The organism is Sporosarcina sp. FA15, from assembly GCF_051550195.1.
In the GTDB taxonomy this organism is placed as follows: domain Bacteria; phylum Bacillota; class Bacilli; order Bacillales_A; family Planococcaceae; genus Sporosarcina; species Sporosarcina psychrophila.
The window spans coordinates 4,261,100-4,283,763 of record NZ_CP188818.1 but is presented as its reverse complement, the minus strand read 5'-3'; the positions used below and the strand labels follow the sequence as shown (position 1 = coordinate 4,283,763).

The window sequence follows — 22,664 nt, the reverse complement described above, 5'->3', positions numbered from 1 at the left end:
CAAAGCTTATCGAAAGGTGGACTATACTATGGATTTATCTAACCCAACACCAGAAAATGTTTCTTATATGATCGACAAAATTACTGAAAAACTTCGTATGGTTAATTCAGCCGCTATGAATCCGGAGAATTTCAGCACATCTAAATATGATGATTTGTACTATATGTACAAAATGGTCATGAAACGCACTAACATTACACCAAATGAAATGCAGGCAATTGCAGCTGAACTTGGTACGCTAAGAAGTTAAGCAATCCAAAAAGATTCACCGGTATGAATTTACCGGTGAATCTTTTTTCTTTGGATAAATTTATTCAAATGCAGTTCCATCTTCTAGTACAAGTGGCTGGATCAATACTTCTACCCGACGGTTTTTACTTCTTCCATCAGCTGTTTCATTTGATTCGATTGGCTGAAACTCGCCGTATCCTTTCGCACTGAATAAAAGTGGATTGATCTCTTCATTTCTCACAATACTTTTCAAGAAATTCACCGCTCTCATTACACTAAGCTCCCAGTTCGATTGAAATTGAGCATTTCCAATCGGAACATTATCCGTGTGGCCAGTGACGACGATATGACGAGGTGGGTCAAAAACAAGAAGTTCCGCAATATCATCTGCAATCCCTATATATTCAGGATTGATATCTGCCATTCCTGGACTAAAGAGGATACTGTCTCTAATTGTCACTAATAACCCTTCATCCGTCAGTTTGGTTTCGAACTGATTCTCCAGTTCATTCACTGCAATATACTCATCTACTCTATCTTGAATTTCAGTAAGTGACTTCTGATCTTCTATATAGGATGTATTCTCATTGTTGGTACCAATTGAATCCTTCGGTATCGGCACAGGTGTAGGAGCTGCATTATCCATCACACCTTGTCCACCATCAAATATTTCACTGAACACTGCTGACATCTGTTTAAGTTTGACTTCATCTACCGAGCTTGAGGCAAATAGTACGATGAATAACGCGAGAAGAAGAGTCATAAGGTCGGAGTATGGCAACAGCCATGACTCATCTATATGGTGGTCATCCTTTTTTCTCTTACGTCTCTTCGACAAACTCCCCATCCCCCTTATCGCTATTCTTTGTAACGGCCAGCTTTCTGCGTTCTTCCGCAGACAGATATGAGGACAGCTTCTGCTCAATAACACGCGGTGCTTCCCCTTCAAGAACGGAGAGGACCCCTTCAATCATCATTTTCTTCTGTCTTACTTCTTCGTGCGATTTACGTTTTAATTTATTCGCAAATGGATGCCAAAGCACATATCCAGTAAAAATACCAAGCAACGTCGCAATAAATGCTGCGGAAATCGCATGACCAAGCGCCTCGATATCATTCAAATTCCCAAGTGCTGCAATAAGACCTACGACTGCTCCTAGAACACCCAGTGTTGGTGCGTATGTGCCCGCCTGCGAGAATATTTGTGCTCCGGCAGAATGCCGATCTTCCATAGCTTCCACTTCTTCACTTAGCACATCACGGATATAATCGGCATTTTGCCCATCAATTGCGAGGCCCAATCCATTTTTCAAAAATGGATCATTAATTTCGTCTGTTTTTGCTTCAAGCGATAATAGTCCTTCACGTCGCGCAATATCTGCCCAACTTGAAAACATACGGATGATATCGGAATCGGAAGCAAGTTTCTGTTCTTTAAAAAGCACGCCAAATAATTTGGGTACACGTTTCAACTCATTCATTGGAAAGGCAATGATAACAGCCGCAAGCGTTCCTACAAGTATTATTAGTATAGCTGCCATATTAAATAAGCTATCTACCGGGACACCTTTCATCGTCATACCGACAAGAAGCGCAACAAACCCTAATACTAGACCAATTACTGTTGATAAATCCATAAGTTGACCCTCCAAGTATTCCATTCTTCTTCTTATTTCGGCATCTCCGGCCTATTCTTTAGGTGAACAGAAGTAATAAATATATGCAAGTTTTCATACTGTCACAATTTATCCTGTAAAAACCCTAATGGCTAAACTAACAATCCATGGAGGCGAAGATTAACTTTTTCAATACATTTGACGTTGCAGGCCGGGCCTATAAATTGGTACTATTATAGAAGATAGAGGAAGGAGTTTTTATTTATGTCTACTTTCGAAAAACAATTATCTCGCTATGCTGAACTTGCAGTAAAGGTTGGGGTCAATATTCAACCAAATCAATACCTTTATATCAGTGCTTCAACAGAAACAACGGAATTTGTCCGTCTTGTAACTGAAAAAGCTTATGATGCGGGTGCACGTCAAGTATTTGTTGATTGGTCCGATGACACGATTTCCCGACTGCGTTATGAAAAAGCTCCAGCTGATTCTTTTGCTGAATTCCCTGAATGGAAAGTAATGGAACGCGAAACACTTGCAGAAAAAGGTGCTGCATTCATGAGTATCGTGTCCCAAAGTCCTGACTTATTAAAAGGAATTGAGCCTTCGCGCATTGCCGACTCACAAAAAGCCACTGGACAGGCACTCGACAAATATCGGCAGTATGTACAGTCTGATAAAATCAGCTGGACAGTCATCGCCACCCCTTCAAAAGCATGGGCAGCAAAAGTGTTCCCAGAGCTCCCAGAAGAAGAACAGATTTCGGCACTTTGGACTGCAATTTTTAAAGCAGTACGTACAGACAAGCAAGACCCAGTGCAAGAGTGGATCAATCATGACAACCATCTGCATGCCAAAGTCGATTACTTAAATAACAAAAGATACCGCAAACTTCATTACAAAGCGCCAGGTACTGACCTGATTGTTGAATTGCCCGAAGGTCACTTGTGGTGTGGAGCCGGTAGCGTCAATGAGAAGGGAGATACTTTCATGGCTAATATGCCAACAGAGGAAGTATTCACTGTCCCTCTAAAAACGGGCGTCAACGGCTTTATATCAAGCACAAAACCGCTAAGCTATGGTGGAAATATCATCGATAACTTCAAATTAACATTTAAAGATGGACGAGTAACTGAGATTTCAGCCGAACAAGGTGAAGAAGTCTTGCAACGTCTAATTGATACAGATGAAGGTGCAAAACATCTTGGTGAAGTCGCACTTGTTCCACATGCTTCACCGATTTCCCAATCGGGTCTGCTTTTCTATAATACATTGTTCGATGAAAATGCATCGAATCATTTTGCGCTCGGCAGTGCCTATTCATTTTGTATTGAGGGTGGCAAAACGATGGCACGTGAAGAGCTTGTAAAGCATGGTTTAAACCAAAGTATCACACATGTCGACTTCATGGTTGGTTCTGGGGAAATGGATATTGATGGAATTAATGATGATGGCTCTTCAGAACCTGTGTTCAGCCATGGCAACTGGGCTTTCTAATAATCGTCACAATTAGGTAAAACATTTCAAGAACCCCTTAAATAATTTGGGTTTTTACTGTATACTGATGATAGTACCTAAACTAATAATTTTGAGAGGGGTCATATATATGGGCTTGATGTTCACTACAGTTATCGGCTTTATGGTTTGCCTTGGTATAACAGCTATGTTCACAATGCACTTTCTGTCTTCGGCTATGATTTCCGCCGATTCTTCAACAATTGATCCAAAACCAGACACAAACTTCTAAGAGTTGCCTTTAGGCAGCTCTTTTCTTTTTACATATTTTCAAGTATGATAAATAAAAACTTACAGAATGGGAGTATACGATGACAATTCTTTCAGAAATACTTGATTTTAATGATACATTTGTAGCTGAAAAACAATATGAACAATACGCAACAACAAAGTTTCCCGATAAGCGAATTGTAATATTAACATGTATGGATACAAGACTGACTGAGTTGTTGCCTAAGGCGATGAACTTAAAAAATGGCGATGCTAAAATTATTAAAAGCGCCGGTGCAGTCGTCACACACCCATTTGGCGGCATTATGAGAAGCTTGCTTGTAGCAGTTTATGATTTGCAAGCTGATGAAGTTTACATTGTCGGGCATCACGATTGTGGAATGAGTGCTGTCGATACAGGTCTCATTATAGAAAAAATGGTCCATCGCGGGATTGATAAAAATATCTTTAAAACTCTCAAGTACTCCGGTGTAGACATGGAAGATTGGTTACATGGGTTTGGCGATGTGACGGAAAGCGTCAAGATGAGTGTGGATGCTGTACGAAATCATCCCCTTATGGACAAAAAAGTAGCCGTTCACGGACTTGTCGTCCACCCTAATACTGGGAAGCTCGATATCATCATAGATGGCTATATGCACAATTCCAATGATTAAAATCGACGCATTTCCCGGGAAATAAACAAAAGCCGATTCCTATTTACAGGAATCGGCTTTTTATTTTAGCTATTAATTTCCGCAATGCGGTCTTACCCTTTCAAAAATCATCCTCCACAATAGCGTAGATATAATGGTCTTCCCAGACACCATTGATATAAAGGAGTTTGCGCAGCAGTCCTTCTTGGAAGTACCCAGACCTCTCCAGTACTTTTAACGAGCCGCTATTACGGGGTGAGACATATGCCTCGATCCGATGTAAAGCGACTTTATCGAATGAGAAATTAGTAACAAGACGAACCGCTTCCGTACCAATTCCCCTACCCGTTTCACGCTCATCGATTGAATAGCCGACAAAACCACTGGAAAAAGGAAGTCTTTTAATACTGTAAAGCGAGATATGACCAATTAGCCTACTTGTTGCCTTTTCGAAGATACCGAAGTTATATTCCCTTCGGTCCCGCATTTGATAAATTGACTCCCTTATTTTCTCTCTTTGGACAGCCACGGTAAAATAACTACTTTCGTGCCGCGGTTCGAAAATAGACCAGTATTCTTTATTAGCGCTAAGTAATTCCGTGAAGCTAAATGCGTCTTCCTCTGTCAATATTCGTAAATAACAAGTTTGCCCTTCAAGCAAAATCAATTCATATTCACCCTTTTACCGAAGTAAGTTCCAAGAACTCCTCAACATCTTTTATGCATAACGCTACGCCTTTTGCCCAAAACTCTTGTTTCGTAATATCCTCACCAAGATGCTTCATCGCAAGGTCTTCAACACTCATAACCGCAGTGTCCCGTAAAAGCGCCATATATTTCTGTTCAAATCCTTCTCCATCTTCTAAAGCTTTTGCATAGATGCTAAGGGAGAACAAATAGCCGAATGTGTACGGGAAATTATAGAATTGCACGCCCGTAATGTAGAAATGGAGTTTCGACGCCCAGAAGTGTGGATGTACCGTATTAAGAGCGTCTCCGTAAGCTTCTTTCTGCGCTTCTGCCATTAACTCGTTCAATCTTTCAGCCGACACGATGCCATTTCTTCGTTCTTCATAAAATCTCGTCTCAAAAAGGAATCTCGCATGGATATTCATAAAGAATGCAACACTACGTTGAATTTTATCTTCCAGTAATGCAATCTTTTCATCCTTCGTTTCCGCGGCTTTTACAGCAGCATCTGCGACAATCATCTCTGCAAATGTCGATGCCGTTTCAGCTACGCCCATCGCATATTGGCGGTTCATCCAATGCACTGGACGCAGTGCATATGAATGGAACGCGTGACCCAATTCATGGGCAAGTGTTGCAACGTTCGACATTGTTCCGCTGTAAGTCATGAAGATACGGGATTGTTCGGATGCTGGCATACCCGTACAAAAACCACCTGGACGTTTATTCGGGCGATCTTCCGCTTCGATCCAGCTATCTTCAAATGCCTGGCGAGAAAAGGCTTCCAATTCAGGACCAAACTCTCCAAAGTGTTTTAGGATGAATTCTGCACCTTCTTGATACGACATCTTCTTTGTTGATGCTGTAACTGGCGCATCAATGTCATACCAGTTCATTTTGTCAGTACCTAGCATTCTCGCTTTGACTTGCAAGTATTCTACAAACGGGGCTTTATTTACACCAATTGCTCCCCACATTGCATCAAGTGTCTCTTCGCTCATTCTATTTCGGAGGAGTGGCTCTTTCAATACTGAATCCCAACCACGTTTTTTGTATACTTCAAGCCTAAAACCCGCAATATGATTTAATGCAGATGCGAAGAAGTCCTCTTTTCCTTCCCAAGCTTCTTCCAACGCTTCAAATGAGCGCTTTCGCACATCTGCATTCTCATGCGAACTTAGGTTATTTGCCTGCCCAACGGAAAGTTCTTTCTCTTCTCCGTCCAATTCGATTTTGATTTTAATGTCACCAACGAGCATGTCGTATAACTGTCCCCACCCATGATAGCCGTCTACGCTTAGCGACGTGATCAAACTCTCTTCTTCTTCAGACAGTTTCAGGTTGACCTCTTCACGCCATTCATTCAGTACAAATGCAAATTCCTTCAGTTCATCCGATTCCATTAATCCATTCCATGTATCCTCATCTGCTTTTGCCAGCGTTTGTCGGATTTTAAGCCCGATTGTAGAAAAACGTGCCCCAAGGGATCCGGTTTCGCCTTGCAGTTGCAATGCTTTTTTATCTGTTGTATCCGCCGCAAGGAAACACCCAATAACGGCACCTGCCTGTGACAGGTCAAGTGCAACCTCTTTTAATGATTCAATAAGGTTTACAACTTCTTTTGACGCACCAGCTGACTGAGGAACTTCAAATGCAGAAGCCGTTTCTTCTAATGAACCTAACTTTTCTTTTACGCTATCCAAATGTGTCCGTAGTTCTGTCGATCCACTTCCACCTTTAAAGAAAACGTCAAGATCCCATACTTCAGAATACGTTTTTTGCGTCACTATTATTCCCCCTTAATTCATTCAAAATTTTCTAAAAACACAACTTGATTATAACATGAATTTTCGGTATGCGAAATAATGCAATTGTGACGGAAGGTTCATACTTTCCTTCGCAGGTTCCACCATTCCTCTGTATACTATTCAGTAGGAGGATTTAAATATGTTTAGAATTATAATTATGACCTTTTCGCTCATTGCGGTCGTTCTAGTCAATGCAGCTGCGAATATAATGCCTATCAATGGAAAAACAACCGGGCAAATCTCTAATAGTTTACCGGTACTATTTACACCTGCAGGATATACCTTTTCAATTTGGGCAGTTATTTATCTGCTTCTCGCTATCTGGTTATACGGCTTTATGCGCAACACAGTAAACATTAATCATGCATTATTCAATCGGAGGGTAGTTTTGTTTGTGCTCAGCTGCCTATTAAATATCACTTGGATTTTGCTTTGGCATTTTGGTTTCTTCGGATGGACAATTATTATCAACCTGCTTCTTCTTTTAACACTGTTAACCATTTATTTTACTTATTCTATAAAAAATAGTCATATTCATGGTAGAGTTCCGATTGCTGTCTATCTAGGATGGGTTTTTGTCGCGACCATTGCAAATATCAGTTATGTCCTTACTTTGCATGAATGGTCTGGTTGGGGACTAAGTGACCCGCTATGGACCGTCATCTACTTGACTATCGCAACCGCTATTGCACTTCATTTTTTATACCATTACGCGGATATAGCATTTAGTGCTGTCTTCATATGGGCATTTATAGGTATCACTGTAAAAAACGGTGCTGATGAACTATTCGTCTCTGCCGCAGCCCTATTTCTTGCAGCTACAATCGCAGGATTCATGTTCTTCAGACGAAAGTCATTCACACCTAAATAAAAGTGCAAGACGCTGTTTAGCCCCGACAAGCGCTGAAAGACTTGAAGACAAAGGCGGTCTTTGCCTTTTCGGCAAGACTGAAATTAAAGGAAGGCAGTCTAAAATCGCGACATCCTGTCGCAACAAGGAGGGATGTAGCTCAATCCCTCCCCACTGCATGACCCACTTCGTGTGGGCCCAGGGGCTGGCGTCTGGAGTCTAGACATCGATCCATGTAGAACAACTTATACTTTCTTACCTTAAAAAAAATCGCCGTCCTCCCACATTGGGCAGAACGGCGATTTTCTATTTTCTCTCTAAAAGACGCGGTGCTGTAGTGAATAATATTGACGCAACAATTGCTGATAATATTATTGAAGGTATCATGTAACTTGCATTGTATACGAGTGAATAGAGCCATACGGGCTGTCCCTCAGGTGCATAAGATGCAAAAAATACAATTCCACCAATGAAGTGAATCAAGTATCGAAGTAGGCCACCGATAACTGTCCCCAGAACGATTGCTGTAACCATTGAGCCTTTGTTGCCTTTTACTTTACTACTTAACAGCCATGCAAGTGTAACACCTGCCACTCCAACCAACGTGTACGCCACGAAGTAATCAAGGGCAGCCTGTATTATATTAAAGACATAGCCTCCCATCATCAGTTGCAATAACCCGCTGACGAAGCCAGTCAGCATACCGCCTGCAATCCCCCATCTAAATGCCATGACAACAATCGGCAACATTGACAGCGTAACCGAGCCACCCTGTGGCATTTTAAAACCAATCTGATCAAGTACAAATGAAATTGCACCTAAAATAGCTATTTCAAGTAAAAGTTGAAGTCTTTTCCGATCCAAATTAATTCATCCCTTTCCTAGCTCAGCGAAAGATGTGGGCATAAAAAAAGACATCCCGAAATAGATGGGACATCGAATATGTCAATTTCCATCCACATTCCTACGCAAGAATAATCTTACAGGTTCTAAGGGTCAGGACGTGCTGTCCAATCTCAGCCAAATAGGCTCCCCCTGTGGTTCCAGTAATTTAGTTGTCTAGTTCATTGTATAAGATGGGGATCCTATAAGCAAGATGATTAACAGGGATGATAATTATCCTATATATGTTGAAATTAAGAATTCCATTAAATTCGCTGCGGCGCTAGGAGATGCCGCCAATCTCAGGCTCCAGTTAACCCTTGTATGGCCTCTTCGCCAAGTTTAATCTAGGGATTCATTTACTCAATATATATATAGTTAAACTAAAATGGAGGGATTCGTGTGTCAAACAATAAACTGTTAGCCGCCCTATGCTACTTTAGTGTCTTCTTCACCCCTTTACTTATACCCGTCATTATTTATTTCGTTTCGGATGACCGTGAAGTAAAACACCATGCCAAGCGCTCTCTCGTTTCACATCTTGTTCCTGTCGTACTTCTTATTGCAGGATTTATCATTTTTTCTTTTTCAATGTTTTCCTTTACCTACGACCTGAATGTAATGCCTAGTGGTAACTTTGGATTTTGGCAATTAACACCTGTCTTATTCATGCTAGTTTATGGAGTTTTGCTCATAGCAATTCTAATTTGGAATGTGTTTCAAGGTGTTAAAGTATTGAAGTGAATGTTTATAAAACCACCTATTCGGGAAAAAAGTAACAAATGCTGTGTTTAGGAGTGATTCGTAATGAATATTGGAAAATTATTAAAAACCGCTATTAAATTGGCGCCTATTGTCTATCCGATTGTTCGCAAAGTAATGAAAGAAAAAAAAGCAACAAGCACGACAATCCCAAAGAAATAATTCGACAGTCTGCAAACGTTTTTTAAGTTTGTAGGCTTTTTTGTTCAGCTCCATATGATATAGTATGGTATGGAAAAGAATGAACGGAAGAAAGGATTTGAACATAATGATTGCAAAAACTGAACAGGAAATTGAAGCGTTAAAGAAAATCGGCAAAATTGTTGCTGAAATCAGGGAAGCGATGAAAGAAGCAACTGTCCCTGGTAAAACGACGAAAGAAATTGATGACATCGGCGGTCGCCTATTCGAAGAAAAAGGTGCAATTTCAGGTCCTATCGCAGAATATGATTTCCCTGGATTTACATGCATCAGCGTCAACAGTGAAGTTGCCCATGGCATGCCTGGTTCCCGCGTCATAGAAGATGGAGATCTCGTTAATATTGACGTCTCAGGTTCCTACAATGGTTATTTTGCTGACACTGGCATTTCATTTGTTGTCGGTACACCCGATAATAAGAAACAACAATTATGTGATGTGGCTAAGAGTGCATTTGAACGTGCAATGACGAAAGTTAAAGCAGGTTCAAGCTTAAACCAAATCGGTAAAGCAGTTGAACGCGAGGCAAAAGAAAATGGCTTAAAAGTCATCAAAAACTTGACTGGCCACGGCATCGGTAAAGCGTTGCACGAAGAACCTTCGCATGTACTCAATTATTATGACGCTTGGGATAAGACGCTTCTGAAAGAAGGAATGGTTCTTGCAGTTGAACCGTTTATCTCTGAAAAAGCAGAGCATATTATTGAATCAGGGGATGGCTGGACGTTCATTACACCAGACAAATCTCTTGTGGCTCAAATCGAACATACAATTATCGTCACAAAAGGCGAACCAATTATTTTGACGCAACTATAATTAGTGCCTAATGCGTTCTTTCAATATATATAGAAAAGGGCTGTCCCTGGAAATCCAATGCACTTGGATTCCTGGATAGCCCTTTTTATTATTGTCTAGATATGTGGTAATAAAGTATTCCATTAAATTCACTACGGCGCTAGGGGATGCCTTCACTCGATTTATATAACTATTTTCCCACGTCTATTGATTAATCAAAAATCACCAGTGAATAACATGATCACCTACTGGCGCTACTTGTATTCACAACAGGATTACCGAAAAAAGTGTAGCTAGAAGTGACAGAGTCACTTCTAGCTACACTTGCCTCATGGTAAATGTGTCGTGAATAGTTTGCCGAAAGCGAACCGGAAATGATTCAGTGAAAACGGATTTTTCTAAGCCCTATTCACCAGTATTTTATGCAAATAAATGGTTAATCAGCACACGTGCTATTTTCCCGACATATATAGATCCCTTGCGCTTGTCTTATTTCTTTTTAGGAGCTGCAATTGTTTTTGAATTTCCTTCGGCAAGATGGCCTTTATACCATACTTTTTGAACCGTTTTAATTCCTTTAGTCAGCTTACGATAATCTCGTTCTTCTGGGTACGACAACAATGTCAATACTTCCCCGTCTCCGCCTGCTCGTCCAGTTCTGCCTGAACGGTGTAAATATTGCTCAACCGTATGTGGCACGTCGATGTGAATAACATGTGTTAAGCCATCAATGTCTAGCCCTCGTGCCGCAAGATCAGTTGCTATCAAAATCTTCAACTCGCCTTTACGGAAACTTTCCAATGTTTGCTGTCTCTCAAATTTCGTCATTTCTGAATGAAGAACCGCAATTGGTGCTTCGTTATACCTAAGCTTCATTTCTTTCATGCGAAGCTGATCCACATTATTAATAAATGCAAGTGCACGAATTCCATTCAAATAAGAAATCCCACGCAATACATCCGTTTTGTCCCGTGCATCCGTTTTCACAAATGAATGAACGACCTTACCCGATTTTGGCATTTCTTCCGCTCCAACTTGGATGCGGATTGGATCATTCATAAACTTGCTAGCAACAATTTCAATTTCATCTGTAATTGTCGCAGATACGGCAATAACTTGTCTTTCCGGATTTGCCGCTTCAATCATATTTTTCACAACGACACGATGATCACGCGCTAAAAGCTGATCGCCTTCATCAAGAACAATGTGACGAATATCATGCATTTTCAACTTTCTGACCTTGATAAGTTCAGCCAATCGACCAGGTGTTCCAACAACAATTGTTGGTTTTTTCTTCAATTGTTCAATCTGGCGCTGCATATTAGCTCCGCCAATTAGTTGTGTAACCGTGATACCAGTTCCTGTTACCCATTCTCTGATAACATTAACGATTTGCATCGACAGTTCCTGTGATGGTGTTATAATCAGCGCCTGCGTCTGTTTTTTATCGCCATCAACCAATTGCAAAAGTGGCAATACAAATGCAAGTGTCTTGCCCGAACCCGTCGGTGACTCTGCAACGATATCTTTACCTGCCAGCATTTCAGGAATCATTTTCTCCTGGATTGGCATTTCGTACTCAAACTTCCATTTTTCTTTAAACATTTCGTCCATATTTTCTAAGAAGGACATCATTATCCCCACTTTCACTCTATTCCTTTCAGTTTATCATAATAGGCTCTGCTACACTCTATTTCTGACAAAACTGATTAAGGTTTTTTCCGTGCGTTGACACGCTGTTCGAACGCGTATGCATAGCCTATTAATTCAGGTTCAGTAAATGCTTTCCCTGAAAATGTAATGCCAAACGGTTCACCTGCCTGGGAATAGGCTGCTGGAACAGTAACAGATGGGAAACCCGCTGCCGCTCCGAAACTGCATCCATGATCTTGTGGAAATACTAGCGCTTGAATAGCATGCTCATCAAGTGCTTTGCCAAGTGCGATGTCCCCTGCCAAATGACGATTGCGGAGAAGTGCCTCTATATAAGCCCTTTCCGTCAGCGTTCCACTTGTTCGCTCCACTTTTTCCAACATCACTTGACCGAATTTCAATGTTTCTTCTGCATGCTCATTGTTGAAGTTGATAATATCGGACAATGTACGAATCGCATTTGTTGCAGGTGTCTTCCCTAGATACGCATTCAAGGTCGCTTTAAATTCATAGAGAAGCACATTATAACCGAGGTCATTTTCCATTGTCCCTAATTCTACATCATCTATTATTACAGCACCTGCTGCCTCAAGTTCTTTGAGCGCGGCATCGAAAAGGTTCAAACGTTCCGTAGATGCTTCTCGTTCGAAAATCGTTCGTGCAACGCCAAGACGAACACCTTCAAGTGCTCTACTATCAAGCACAGACGTCCAGTCAATTCCTTCTAGACGGGATGCCTCCGCTGTTATAGGGTCTTCTGGGTCCGTGCCAATCAGCAGGCTAAATGTAATTGCTGCGTCGTGTACGGTCCTTGCCATAGGCCCCGGAGTATCCTGTGTGTACGAAAGAGGCATCACCCCTGTACGGCTGATTGTTCCTACAGTCGGCTTAATGCCAACGAGTGAGTTCTGCGCTGACGGGTTAAGGATTGATCCGGTCGTCTCCGTGCCAATTGCCACAGCTGCCATATTTGCTGCAATGCCTGCAGCGGCCCCCGAACTCGATCCACCGACATCAAATAAACCATATGGATTATTCACTTGACCACCACGTGAACTCCAGCCGTTCGTCATCCGATCGGACATAAAATTCGCCCACTCTGTCATATTCGTCTTTCCGAGAATAATAGCTCCCGCATCACGTAATTTCTTAACGAGAAAAGAATCCTCTGCCGCATAGAAATCCTTAAGCGCAAGTGACCCGCAACTCGTATGCATCATGTCGCGGGTCCCCATATTATCTTTCAATAAAATCGGAATACCATGAAGAAGTGAACGGATCCCTTTTTCCCGTCTTTCTACGTCAAGAGCCCTAGCAATCTGTACAGCTTGTGGGTTCAACTCAAGCACTGCATTTATATTTTTGTTCCTATACGAGATCGTGTCAATATACATAAACGTAAGCTCTTCAGCCGATAATTCTCCGCTACTCATCTTTACCTGCATAGCAGAAATTGTTGCTTCATCTAGCCAATCGCTTTGAAGTTTTTTTAACTTGTCATCTAACATCGGATTTCCCCACCATTCTGAACCTTATCGCACTAGTTTACCTCAATTGGTTAAACATAAGACAATACACGCTAAAAATACCGGCTGATGCGATGGTTCCAGCCGGTACGTATTATATAGGCTTTCATAAGTGCGTAAAGCGGGAGTTCGTAAAGATGTTTCCCATGTAGTTTGAAAACCCCATCTTTCACAAGTCTTTGGATGATTTTCTCTCTCTTCAAATCCATCTGTGTTTCTTCCATCTTTCTCATGCTGTAAGTTCCTCCTTGATGTCGAATCCACAACATGTATTCCTCTAATGACCTTATTTCAAACATGAAACCGCTAATTTTTCACTTAAGCAACCATATATGCGATAATTAGAATAGCAATTGGACGGAGATAATTTCTGTCCTATTCATGGAGGGATTTAGGTTGACGATTTTCTTAACGGGTTCTACTGGCTTTCTTGGTGGTAAATTACTAAATAACTTACTAGAAACGACTGATCATACATTATTTGTACTCGTTCGGGATATGGACAAAGCTCAACGACTTGTCGCGAGTCTCTCAGGGGATGCCGCGAACAGAATCCAACTTTTAAACGGCGATATTACACAACCGCTTTTCGGACTTTCTGACGATGTCATTCATGAATTACAAGGCAAAGTCGACCTGTTTTATCACATCGCAGCTCTTGTGAAATTCGATGAAGAATTACGTGAAGAGCTCTTTTCAGTCAATTACGAAGGTACAAAAAACGCGTTGGAATTGGCCAAACTATTTAATGTAAATCAATTCATTTATATCAGCACTGCTTACACTGTTGGGAAACGTGCGCATGGTGTAGAATTACTCTATCCAATCGATGCAAACGTTCATAATCCTTATGAAGAGAGCAAAGTAAAATCCGAACACCTTGCCCTATCCTATTCCGATTGTATGGATGTATCAATATTCCGTCCTTCAATTATTGTTGGTGATTCAGAAACAGGCGAAGCCGATTCCGAGTTCACGCTTTACGGTTTTATGCGGGCACTTGATGTGTTCAAGCGTCGTATCGCTAGATCTTCTGACAAGGCTGATGTTATTTACCGTGTCGTCGGAAGTAAAAACGCAACATCGAACTTTGTTCCAGTCAATTACGTCGCTGATATTTTAGCATTGGCTGCAAGTAAAGCGGAGGCTGGCAAGATTTACAACATTACAAACCCCTCGCCTGCGACGAATTACGATCTTCTATCTCTCATCAAAAACGCACTTGATTTTCAACAGTTGGAAATCATCGAGAACGCAGAACCTGGAATGCTGACAGCTGAGGAAGAGAGGCTGAACGGCATGATTAGTGTATTCAATGCCTACTTATCCCGCTCATTCAATTTCGATGACAATAACACGCAGCAACTTATTGAAGGAACTGATGTTAAGCATTTGGAGATGGACGAACAAACGACAAAGTTAATCATCGAAGCTTACTTCGCTGTTTAGAAATATATTTCAACACGTCTGGTGAGTAGGGCTTGATGACCTTGATTTTCACTGGACTATTTTCGGCCCGCTTTCGGCTAACTATTCATGACAGATTTACTGAGGGATCCTAGTGTGGCTAGAAGTGACAGAGTCACTTCTAGCCACACTTTTTTCGGTAATCCTGTTGCGAATAGTAGCCTGTCGCGTACCTATACTATTCAAGTGAAAAATGCAGTAGTTTTGGAAGAAAAGAATAGATGACATTCTATGTAGAGTGTAAGTGCCCGAAGATTCAATTTCGGGCACTCTTGCACGTCGTACAATGCGTTCCTTGCTTACTTTTAGTAAAGAGTATGTATCTAATTCATGTAATATCTTATAGAAAGCGACAGTTCTTTACCAAAAAAAGTAAAAACCATATTGGAAGAATCAGCAGCCAAAATTACATCTTTGGCGGCTTTTATCCGAATAAGAAGCCCCGCTACTCTTTCGTCCAAAAAAGATTCAGCGCTACGAGTACTTATGGATTTGGAGCACGACAGATAAAGTTAATCTTCAATCAGAGGGGGGGTCTTCATCCCCCACTTATTCTTCTTGTGTCCTTGAATACTTTAAGTGGGGGTCTTACTGCCCGTTAATGCGGGATAAAGGACCACCATACGATTACCGAAAAAAATGTGTAGGGATGCGACAAATTCGCATCCCTACACATCCAGACATCTCGGTAATCGTATAGAAGTCATTCAATCCAAAGTCAACTATACACGTAGCGCTCAGTAGCTGATCATGTTATTCACTGGTTACTTTTGGTTAATCAACAGACGTGATATTTCAAAAAAATATCAAAAGGACGAATACCAATATGGTTTCGTCCTTTTTTATACGCAAAGAATCTTCAATTAAGAGTATCGCTTTTCGAATCGAACTACTCAATTAAATACTTTATCAATCTTTTCCCTATCATAATCCAATATCCAATCGTTATATTTCGCATAGATACTCCGAATTGCTTCCGGGGACTTAGCCACCAAATCACAGCCTCTGTCATCATACACATGGAAGATGGTTTCATTTTTCACATTGATAAAAAAGACTCGATTATTAATACTCGGTTTTACTCCCATATCAGTATTGCATATGGCTTTTAAGAGGGAGACGTATCTAATGTCAGAGGTTTTACATTTAAGAATAAAGAGATGTGTTTTGTATTTACCGTCTTCATCGTCTTCGGGAATTATGTAAGGAATCATCTTATGCTGTAATTTGTACAGAACAGACTTATCCCGTACATACCGTGAGAACAAATTCAATTTCCCACGGAACGCCCATTTACCTCCGTAATCATGTGCATTTACCACAACTAAAATCTCTTCATCCTCTTGGTGTAAAGACTCAAACAAAGTGATAGCCCTGTCGTAAACTCCTCTAAGATAGACACTACCTTCTTTATTCTCTTCCCTTTTCCAGTCCACTCCTAATTCAAATCGAATACCAATGTCCCAGTTATAAAACAATGGTGGCGTAAGAACTAAGTTTGAGAAATTTGTTGCCATAAATTTTTCTAACTCCATATTTTTTGCTCCAATCTTCGTAGAAAAATTTGCGTTTCATTTTCTGCTCTCTAAGTCCTCTCTCACTAAGCAAGACATGTTCTTGAAATGTTTCTTACTATTAATACGTTGCGAGAACATGTTAAGTTTCCCTAGTTGCAATAACCAGGGAAACGAGTATTGTACTTACACCCTGTTTTCCAAATTACGTGCGGTCGGACTTTTTTCAACTTCCTTGTTTTCTTTAAAGGTTCCAAGCGTTTTATCGAATGAAGTATGGGTGACACCAAACCAATAATTTTCATTTTTAAAATGATGCAAAAGATGATGCTTCTTAATATTTTTCCCCATTTTCGTACGGGGCTGTATTGGCTTATGGGCAATATAATGTTTCCATTCATAATAGAGGAAGTAAGCCACTAAGCCTGTCGCGAATGACGCCGTCAGGTTCGTGCTCCCCGTTATTAGGAATACAATAAGTCCATAAATGATAAATCCCGGAATACTGAACCATAACGGCAGAAACAATAATTTCAAATCATCCGGATCGACATGATGATCATAGTGTAACCGTTTGATCATCTTCAGCATAAACGGGTTTTCTGGAGTCTTAATGTGAAATAAAAAACGGTGAACCATGTATTCACTTGTTGCATATGTCAGCATTCCCAAGACTAAAGCAACCCACGTCCAAAGATGGAGTACATGTGGAACGGTTAATGAAGCACAAACTATCAAAATAAGCAGCATAACAGCAATGTCAGGAAAAGCGCCGAACTCCCTCAAGTATTTCCTCATTTACAAGCATCCCCCTTTCCTTATAATTATATAGCAATAATTCAGACAACTCAACCATCTACTAATCATCCAATTGTAAAGATCATTTATTTTAGCAACTATAAGGTCAAAAGTATCCTTTATCATTTCAATCCATTACTACCGCTATTAGTTATAAGTACCTATCTCCTGTTTCACCTTCGTTAGAAAGCCAGACGCGAGAAGTCTTTTTGTTTCGGTATAAGGCTACTTGACCTTTTGAAATCCCAGTCTTCGCTTGAAACTCCAATTGTAGGTGGAATGAAACTTGGTTCAAGTCTTCTATCTGATTGAACTTGTTTGTGATACCATGGTAGAAATAAAGATAATACCGAACTATTCATATTAGTTGAAACAATGTAGCCGCTTGAGGAGGAATACATATGGGCCGTAAAGACGATATTTTTTATTATATTAAAAAAGTAAAAAGTAGTGTCTCCGCCATCGAGGTAGCCGAACACCTTCAACTTGATCGGTCAAATGTCAGTAGATATTTAAATGAACTTTACAAAGATGGTTTAATTGAAAAAACTAGCGGGAAACCAATCCTCTATTTTTATAAGGAGTTATTGCCTAAACCAAAATATGCAGAACCCAATCACGATGCATTTTCTCACTTAATCGGTACGGAAGGAAGTTTGAGAATTTCCGTCCAACAAGCGAAAGCCGCAATCCACTATCCACCAAGGGGTTTGCACACTTTAATTCTAGGTAAAACAGGCACTGGAAAATCCTTTTTCGCTAAAATTATGTACAACTATTCTCTTGAGTCAAAATGTATCGAAGAGAATGCCCCTTTCATTCAATTCAATTGTGCGGATTATGCTCAAAATCCCCAGCTGTTGTTCGGACATATTTTCGGAGTGAAAAAAGGGGCTTTTACAGGGGCCACTGAGAATCGGATAGGGCTAATCGAAAAAGCCGATAAAGGGGTCTTGTTTTTAGATGAAATTCATCGGTTACCTCCCGAAGGCCAAGAAATGCTATTTACTTTCATCGATAAAGGGGAATTTCGAAGCTTAGGGGATAGTGAGGAAACGAAAACCGCTTCTGTCCAAATCATCGGGGCCACTACGGAATCTACGGAATCTTATTTACTTGAAACTTTCACAAGAAGGATTCCGATGACGATAACATTGCCCTCATTAGAGGAGCGCCAATTTGAAGAACGTTATCAGCTAATCGAGCACTTTCTTATCCAGGAGTCAGGATCTTTGAATGAGACCATCTATGTTGAAAGGCATGCACTAACCGCATTTTTACTTTATCGTACGACTGCTAACATTGGTCAATTACAGCGTGATTTAAAACTCGCTTGCGCAAAATCTTTTTTGCATTATATATCAAATCAAACATCGAGCATCCTAATTCGGCAGAATGACCTATCAATCCATGTCCAAAAAGGATTACTGGACGTTAAACAATATCGAGAAAAAATGGATGGACTCATTGATACGGAAAAGAAAGTTTTCACGTTTTCCCATAAAGATGAAAGTACTGAGTATATTGACCAAGAACACGAGGAAAATCTTTATCAAAATATGGAGAACAAGTTAAAACAACTCCACCAAGAGGGTAAGAACGATAAAGAGATTCAAACAGAATTGCTTGTTGATTTCAATCAATATTTTGATGAATACATTGACCATTTACCACAAGTTGGTTTAAAAGAAATGGTTAATAATCAAATTTTGGAGATCACTGATAAGATTTTCCACTTTGCAGAACTAGAATTAAATCGTTCCTTTAAGAAGAAAATGAAATTTGCCTTTGCACTTCATTTACAAAGAACAATTGAGCGAATCGAACAGAACAACTTGATCTCACATCCCAATTTAAATAAAATTCATAAAAAATATCCAAAAGAATTTAAAGTCGCCATTGAAGCTGCACAAATGATAGGAAATGAAGTCGGTGTAGAAATTCCACTTGACGAAATCGGTTTTATCACCATGTTTTTAGTACCCGAAATAGAAGAAAACATGTATACCCAAGAACACAAGGTCATCATTATCGTCGTTATGCATGGAAACTCGACTGCAACTAGTATGTTAATGACTGTTCAGGATCTATTAGGCGTACGACTCGGGAAGGCTTTTGATATGCCACTTTCAATGGATGCACGGGATATGTATGACCTTATCAAAGGTGCAATACATGATCTACAACCGACAAAAGGAGTCTTATTCCTTGTAGATATGGGCTCACTTTCTTCCTTTGGCCATATGATTTTTGAAGAGATGGGCATAAAAACAAAAACAGTATCAATGGCAAGTACACCTGTAGTAATGGAAGCGGTTCGAAAAGCTTCATTAGGAAGAAGCTTGGAAGATATATATCATAGCAGTAAGCAATTACTTGAAAATCAGTTCAGTTCGTCGGCATCCCTTCCGAAACCATCCAAAAAAGCCATCATTACAGCTTGTTTCACAGGCGATGGTGTCGCTAAAATGATTAAAGAACAGTTAGAAAAAGTTGTAAAAGGAAAAAATATCGAACTTATTACTTTACAATTTCTTCATCGGCAATCTTTCACAGAAAAAATCGATCAATTACTAGAGGACTATAATATATTAGCGATTGCAGGGACTGTCCAATTCGAATACTTCAATATCCCTTACTTTTCACCGATTGAAATCTTCCAGGACCATCATTTAAAAAGATTAGAAAATTTAATTGGTAATCATGAACCCTATAGCGAGATGGTAGAAGCACTTGAAAATCACTTTAAAATGATTCCCTCTGTCTCTCGTTTAATACAACTATTGCAAAAAACCGTGATTAAACTTGAATTGCAATTGAGCATCACACTGGATACTGGGGTCGATACGGGCATTATCCTCCATTTAGCCTTTCTCATTGAAAATATGAGATTAAATCAACCAGCACGTCCATTCCCTAGTCCAAAAAAGTTTCATCAAGAGCATGCAGACAAGCTCGCGATTGTGAAAACTATCTTATATAGCTTAGAAGTCGAATATGATATTACCTTTGCAGAAAGTGAACAGATGCATATTTATAAAATGTTTGTAGAAAACAATCGTATCTCAACATAGGTACCCTAAAAAAGTGAGGTGTGTGAACGTTTACACACCTCACTTTTATGTGTGTAACGTAAAAGGCGCAAAAAGACAGCGTTTACACCAAAAAAAGTCGGCACGCTTCTTGCATATTAAATAGACGTACAAGTAAATATACGACTGTTACTATTTACTTGAATTATAAAAAGAGGAAATGGGGAGGAATAGACTATGAAAACCATCATGCTCGTTTGTTCTGCAGGAATGTCAACTAGCTTACTAGTGACAAAAATGGAATCGGCAGCAAAGGCTCAAGCTATGGATGTTAAAATTTTTGCTGTATCGGAAGCGGAGTCTAGTAGACACTTCGATTCAATTGACGTTCTACTATTAGGACCGCAAGTGCGTTATCTAAAAAAGAAAATTGAAAAAGCAGTTGAAGGAAAAAACATCCCAGTTCAAGTTATCGAAAGTATCGATTACGGCACAATGAATGGCGAATCCGTTCTTGCAAAGGCGCTTGCATTGCTATAATCATAGGCTCAAAGCTTTTCCAGTGATACGAAGATCATATGGGGAGAGATTCGGAGGTTTGTCGAATTTCTGATCTTTAATTTAAATTAACGTAATAATCAACTAAAAATACATTCTTTCTTATTCCAAGGAAGAATAAAGGGGAGAATAAAATGAACGGAAAAATGGATAAGTTTATGGAAATTGGTGGTCGTATTGGGGCTCAACGTCACCTAGCTGCCATTCGTGATGGCTTTGTTATTATCATGCCATTAATGATTCTTGGTTCAATGGTTACGCTTATCAATAATTTGCCGATTGAAGCATACCAGAATTTTATGGAGATGATTTTTGGCGGTGATGCTTGGAAGCAATTTGGTGGGGCCGTTTGGACGGGGACATTCGCAATTGTTTCGTTACTTATCGCCTTCACAATTTCCTATCAACTTGCCCGTTCATACGATAAGGACGGTCTGTCAGCCGGGGTTGTCTCTTTTGCTTCTTTACTAGCGATTACAACGCCCATTGCGGAGGGCTCAGGATTACCATTAGTTTGGGCCGGTTCACAAGGATTATTTATCGCTATTATTGTAGCACTCGTTTCAACTGAGATTTTCACGAGATTACTTGGCAATAAGAGGCTCGTAATGAAGATGCCTCCTAGCGTTCCGACAGCGGTAGCAAAATCATTTGCAGCTCTATTCCCAGCTATGATTGCAATAAGTATATTTGGTCTAATTAAGGTATTTACTTTAGTAGCAGGCATGCCTGATATCCATCAAGCATTCTTCGATGCATTACAGGAGCCAGTCTCCAAATTGGCTAACACACCTGGGTCGGCCATTGTTCTTGCATTGATTATCCATGTTCTTTGGTTTTTTGGACTTCATGGAGGAAATGTTATGGAGCCAGTTATGCAAGCGGTTTATTTACCAGCAATTGAAGCAAATATAAAAGCATTTGAAGCTGGATTAGAAATTCCTTATATCGTAACAAAACCATTTTTTGATGCCTTTATGTATTTAGGGGGTACAGGTGCAACGCTTGGTTTGATCATTGCGGTGTTTATTGCAGGCCGTCGTCATAAACATTATCGAAACATATCGGGCTTGAGTGCGGGACCAAGTCTATTTAATATTAATGAGCCAATTCTATTTGGTTTCCCGATTGTGTTAAATCCATTGTTAATCATTCCATTCATCTTGACGCCAGTAGTTCTGGTAATCTTTAGTTACGTTATGATTGCAACTGGAATTGTTCCAAAAACGGTTAACCTCATCCCATGGACAACACCACCTGTTATTGGTGGGTTTTTGGCCACAGGATCTTGGAAAGGGGCTGTATTAGCCGCTGTTAACTTAATCATTTCAGTAGTAATTTATCTGCCATTTGTTAAAATTGCGGAAAGAATTGAAGTGAAAAAACTTCAAGAAGAACTGGCATTACAAGATGAAGCTGATTCTCGTCAACAACAAAATGAATTATCAGTCCAAGATGGGCCTATATTACAACCAGAAGAAAAAACATTAATCTCAAGTAGGAAGTAGTGAGCAGTTATGAACTTAGAAGAACAAATCATGCAGATCATTCTTTATAGCGGGAATGCAAAAAGCACTGCCTTCGAGGCGATTCAAGCTGCAAAAGAAAATAATTTCGATCAGGCTAACGAATTGATTGAAAAAGCAAATGTGGAAATGAGCAATGCACATCGTGTTCAAACATTTTTAATACAGTCAGAAATTCGTGGTGAGAAAGTAGAATCCTCTCTCCTGCTCATTCATGCACAAGATCATCTTATGAACGCAATCACATTTAAAGATCTTGCAGGTGAATTTATCGCCTTATATGAAGCGATGAATAGCTGCCGGAAAAGTTGAATTGTAAATAATATCATTCGGGAGAAATCGAGTTAATGCAGTGATTGCTCCCCCCTTTTATTTT

The 22,664-nt window shown here is 40.1% G+C and carries 22 protein-coding genes and 1 riboswitch; of the genes, 12 read left to right on the top strand and 10 right to left on the bottom strand.

What is annotated here, in order from left to right:
- Positions 1 to 28: 28 nt before the first annotated feature.
- Positions 29 to 250 (top strand): DUF1128 domain-containing protein, encoded by a 222-nt coding sequence (locus ACP8HG_RS20355; protein ID WP_067205771.1) that lies wholly within the window; start codon positions 29 to 31, stop codon positions 248 to 250.
- Between the two features lie 60 nt (positions 251 to 310).
- Here ACP8HG_RS20355 and motB read toward each other — a convergent pair whose 3' ends face one another.
- Both motB and motA read right to left on the bottom strand, forming a co-directional pair.
- Positions 311 to 1,069, bottom strand: coding sequence for a flagellar motor protein MotB (gene motB / locus ACP8HG_RS20350; RefSeq protein WP_067205768.1), 759 nt, complete (start codon positions 1,067 to 1,069; stop codon positions 311 to 313).
- Positions 1,053 to 1,868 (bottom strand): flagellar motor stator protein MotA, encoded by an 816-nt coding sequence (motA, locus tag ACP8HG_RS20345; RefSeq protein ID WP_067205766.1) that lies wholly within the window; start codon positions 1,866 to 1,868, stop codon positions 1,053 to 1,055. The genes motB and motA overlap by 17 nt, the downstream gene beginning before the upstream one ends.
- A 243-nt stretch (positions 1,869 to 2,111) precedes the next feature.
- Between motA and ACP8HG_RS20340 the strand changes: the two genes are divergently transcribed.
- Positions 2,112 to 3,344 carry an aminopeptidase gene (locus ACP8HG_RS20340; RefSeq protein ID WP_067205763.1) on the top strand — a complete coding sequence of 411 codons (1,233 nt, stop codon included), beginning with the start codon at positions 2,112 to 2,114 and terminating at the stop codon, positions 3,342 to 3,344.
- A gap of 329 nt (positions 3,345 to 3,673) precedes the next feature.
- Positions 3,674 to 4,249, top strand: a complete 576-nt coding sequence (locus tag ACP8HG_RS20335) for a beta-class carbonic anhydrase (RefSeq protein WP_067205761.1) — start codon at positions 3,674 to 3,676, stop codon at positions 4,247 to 4,249.
- A gap of 100 nt (positions 4,250 to 4,349) precedes the next feature.
- Here the strand turns inward: ACP8HG_RS20335 and ACP8HG_RS20330 are convergent, their stop codons facing one another.
- Both ACP8HG_RS20330 and ACP8HG_RS20325 read right to left on the bottom strand, forming a co-directional pair.
- Entirely contained in the window at positions 4,350 to 4,895 is a 546-nt protein-coding gene (locus ACP8HG_RS20330; RefSeq protein WP_067205759.1) for a GNAT family N-acetyltransferase, read from the bottom strand.
- Between the two features lie 7 nt (positions 4,896 to 4,902).
- Positions 4,903 to 6,705: a M3 family oligoendopeptidase gene (locus tag ACP8HG_RS20325; RefSeq protein WP_342539684.1), complete on the bottom strand. Its 1,803-nt coding sequence runs from the start codon at positions 6,703 to 6,705 to the stop codon at positions 4,903 to 4,905.
- A gap of 160 nt (positions 6,706 to 6,865) precedes the next feature.
- Here ACP8HG_RS20325 and ACP8HG_RS20320 point away from each other — a divergent pair, with 160 nt between their 5' ends.
- Positions 6,866 to 7,597 (top strand): tryptophan-rich sensory protein, encoded by a 732-nt coding sequence (locus ACP8HG_RS20320; protein ID WP_067205754.1) that lies wholly within the window; start codon positions 6,866 to 6,868, stop codon positions 7,595 to 7,597.
- A 285-nt stretch (positions 7,598 to 7,882) separates the two neighbouring features.
- On the opposite strand, the gene thiT is transcribed toward ACP8HG_RS20320, so the two are convergent.
- Complete coding sequence (gene thiT / locus ACP8HG_RS20315) at positions 7,883 to 8,440, bottom strand: energy-coupled thiamine transporter ThiT (protein WP_438297795.1); 558 nt, start codon at positions 8,438 to 8,440, stop codon at positions 7,883 to 7,885.
- An 80-nt stretch (positions 8,441 to 8,520) separates the two neighbouring features.
- Positions 8,521 to 8,622, bottom strand: a riboswitch (TPP riboswitch).
- A gap of 238 nt (positions 8,623 to 8,860) precedes the next feature.
- Between thiT and ACP8HG_RS20310 the strand changes: the two genes are divergently transcribed.
- From ACP8HG_RS20310 to map, 3 genes are all read left to right on the top strand, one after another.
- A complete protein-coding gene (locus ACP8HG_RS20310) occupies positions 8,861 to 9,202 on the top strand; it encodes a DUF4870 domain-containing protein (protein WP_187046639.1) in 342 nt (113 codons plus the stop codon).
- Between the two features lie 63 nt (positions 9,203 to 9,265).
- The gene (locus ACP8HG_RS20305; RefSeq protein WP_338653596.1) at positions 9,266 to 9,382 is read left to right on the top strand and encodes a hypothetical protein; all 117 of its coding nucleotides are present in this window, start codon (positions 9,266 to 9,268) and stop codon (positions 9,380 to 9,382) included.
- A 106-nt stretch (positions 9,383 to 9,488) separates the two neighbouring features.
- Positions 9,489 to 10,235, top strand: a complete 747-nt coding sequence (gene map, locus ACP8HG_RS20300; RefSeq protein WP_067205745.1) for a type I methionyl aminopeptidase — start codon at positions 9,489 to 9,491, stop codon at positions 10,233 to 10,235.
- Positions 10,236 to 10,703: 468 nt separating this feature from the next.
- On the opposite strand, the gene ACP8HG_RS20295 is transcribed toward map, so the two are convergent.
- The 3 genes from ACP8HG_RS20295 to ACP8HG_RS20285 form a co-directional block, all read right to left on the bottom strand.
- On the bottom strand, positions 10,704 to 11,846 hold the full coding sequence (locus tag ACP8HG_RS20295) for a DEAD/DEAH box helicase (RefSeq protein ID WP_067205742.1): 1,143 nt from the start codon (positions 11,844 to 11,846) through the stop codon (positions 10,704 to 10,706).
- A gap of 77 nt (positions 11,847 to 11,923) precedes the next feature.
- Positions 11,924 to 13,375, bottom strand: a complete 1,452-nt coding sequence (locus ACP8HG_RS20290) for an amidase family protein (protein ID WP_338653597.1) — start codon at positions 13,373 to 13,375, stop codon at positions 11,924 to 11,926.
- 71 nt (positions 13,376 to 13,446) lie between these two features.
- Positions 13,447 to 13,626: a Fur-regulated basic protein FbpA gene (locus ACP8HG_RS20285; protein ID WP_338653598.1), complete on the bottom strand. Its 180-nt coding sequence runs from the start codon at positions 13,624 to 13,626 to the stop codon at positions 13,447 to 13,449.
- A 163-nt stretch (positions 13,627 to 13,789) separates the two neighbouring features.
- On the opposite strand from ACP8HG_RS20285, the gene ACP8HG_RS20280 reads away from it, so the two are divergent.
- Positions 13,790 to 14,842: an SDR family oxidoreductase gene (locus ACP8HG_RS20280; protein ID WP_187046637.1), complete on the top strand. Its 1,053-nt coding sequence runs from the start codon at positions 13,790 to 13,792 to the stop codon at positions 14,840 to 14,842.
- A gap of 911 nt (positions 14,843 to 15,753) precedes the next feature.
- Here ACP8HG_RS20280 and ACP8HG_RS20275 read toward each other — a convergent pair.
- Together ACP8HG_RS20275 and ACP8HG_RS20270 are read right to left on the bottom strand one after the other, a co-directional pair.
- Entirely contained in the window at positions 15,754 to 16,395 is a 642-nt protein-coding gene (locus ACP8HG_RS20275; protein ID WP_438297791.1) for a DUF3885 domain-containing protein, read from the bottom strand.
- Positions 16,396 to 16,560: 165 nt separating this feature from the next.
- Positions 16,561 to 17,172 (bottom strand): sterol desaturase family protein, encoded by a 612-nt coding sequence (locus tag ACP8HG_RS20270; RefSeq protein ID WP_338653601.1) that lies wholly within the window; start codon positions 17,170 to 17,172, stop codon positions 16,561 to 16,563.
- Between the two features lie 401 nt (positions 17,173 to 17,573).
- Here ACP8HG_RS20270 and ACP8HG_RS20265 point away from each other — a divergent pair, with 401 nt between their 5' ends.
- From ACP8HG_RS20265 to ACP8HG_RS20250, 4 genes are all read left to right on the top strand, one after another.
- Positions 17,574 to 20,246 carry a sigma 54-interacting transcriptional regulator gene (locus ACP8HG_RS20265; protein WP_187046634.1) on the top strand — a complete coding sequence of 891 codons (2,673 nt, stop codon included), beginning with the start codon at positions 17,574 to 17,576 and terminating at the stop codon, positions 20,244 to 20,246.
- A 195-nt stretch (positions 20,247 to 20,441) separates the two neighbouring features.
- On the top strand, positions 20,442 to 20,744 hold the full coding sequence (locus tag ACP8HG_RS20260) for a PTS sugar transporter subunit IIB (protein ID WP_067205726.1): 303 nt from the start codon (positions 20,442 to 20,444) through the stop codon (positions 20,742 to 20,744).
- A gap of 152 nt (positions 20,745 to 20,896) precedes the next feature.
- Entirely contained in the window at positions 20,897 to 22,270 is a 1,374-nt protein-coding gene (locus tag ACP8HG_RS20255) for a PTS sugar transporter subunit IIC (protein ID WP_187046633.1), read from the top strand.
- 9 nt (positions 22,271 to 22,279) lie between these two features.
- The gene (locus ACP8HG_RS20250; protein WP_067205725.1) at positions 22,280 to 22,600 is read left to right on the top strand and encodes a PTS lactose/cellobiose transporter subunit IIA; all 321 of its coding nucleotides are present in this window, start codon (positions 22,280 to 22,282) and stop codon (positions 22,598 to 22,600) included.
- The last annotated feature ends 64 nt before the right edge of the window (positions 22,601 to 22,664 follow it).